This window comes from Sphingomonas sp. RB1R13, from assembly GCF_036663775.1.
Taxonomy (GTDB): Bacteria; Pseudomonadota; Alphaproteobacteria; order Sphingomonadales; family Sphingomonadaceae; genus Sphingomicrobium.
This window is the reverse complement of record NZ_JAXOJM010000130.1, coordinates 1-1,012: the sequence shown is the minus strand read 5'-3', so window position 1 is coordinate 1,012 and position 1,012 is coordinate 1. Positions and strand designations below refer to the sequence as shown.

1 protein-coding gene is annotated in these 1,012 nt (G+C 66.5%); it reads left to right on the top strand.

Annotation, left to right across the window (positions count from 1 at the left end; all coding sequences use genetic code 11):
* Positions 1–1,012: TonB-dependent receptor domain-containing protein (locus U1700_RS15480; RefSeq protein ID WP_332753545.1), on the top strand; the 1,012-nt coding region annotated here is incomplete at both ends.

The following is a 1,012-nucleotide window of genomic DNA, read 5'->3' as shown; positions in this document are numbered from 1 at the left end:
CCACAACGACGTCCCCGGCCGCGATGTCGAGAAGATGCAGCGCTGGGGCATCGCACCCTCCGTCACGATCGGCATCGGCGGGCCGACCAGCCTGACGCTCGCCTATGTCCATCAGGAGGATCGCAACACGCCGGTCTACGGCATTCCCTGGTTCGACAACGGCCTGGTCGACGGCTTCGGGCCGGGTGCCAAGCGTTCCAGCTATTTCGGGATCGCCAATCTCGACCGGCAGGACAGCACGGTGGACCGCTTCACCGCGACCCTCCGCCATCAGATCGACGAGCATTGGAGCGTGCGCAACCTGACCCGCTGGCAGCAGGTGACGCAGTATAGCGTGACCAGCGCGCCGCAGGGGACCTTCTGTCTGGCCGCGACCAATCGCCAGCCGGTGACGGCGACGCCGGTTGCGACCATCGGCGCCGTGTGCCCGGCCAATGTACCCGCCGGTTTCTACCTGCCCTCCGGCCCACGCGGGCTGGTGCGCGATCAGCAGAACCAGATGCTGACCAACCAGATCGACCTGCGCCATGAGGCAGGCACGAAGGGCGGTTTCCACAATGTCTTGAACATCGGCATGTCGGGCATGATCGAGAATTACCGCCTGACCCAGGGGTCGCTGCTGCGCAACCCGGACGGCAGCGTGGTGGCGCAGCCCGCGATTGATATCGCCAACCCGAACACCAATTATGCCGGCCCGATCAACTTCGTGGCCACCGCCCAATCGCGCAGCGAGACGCGCAACCTGGCCGTCTATGCGTTCGACACGTTGGCGCTGAACCGCTTCTTCGAGCTGAACGGCGGCGTGCGCTGGGACTATCAGGAGGCCAGTTTCCGCGCGCTCCCGCCGGCGGCGGCCAATGCGGGGCAACTCGCCTATCTGCCGCAGGTCAGCCGCGAGACGCTGTTCTCCGGGCGGGCGGGCGCGATCTTCAGCCCGGTCGAGACTTTCAGCAGACAACCGGGCAATCGGGCTGCCAATACACCGACAACGACCACCGGCGCGGGGGGGTGG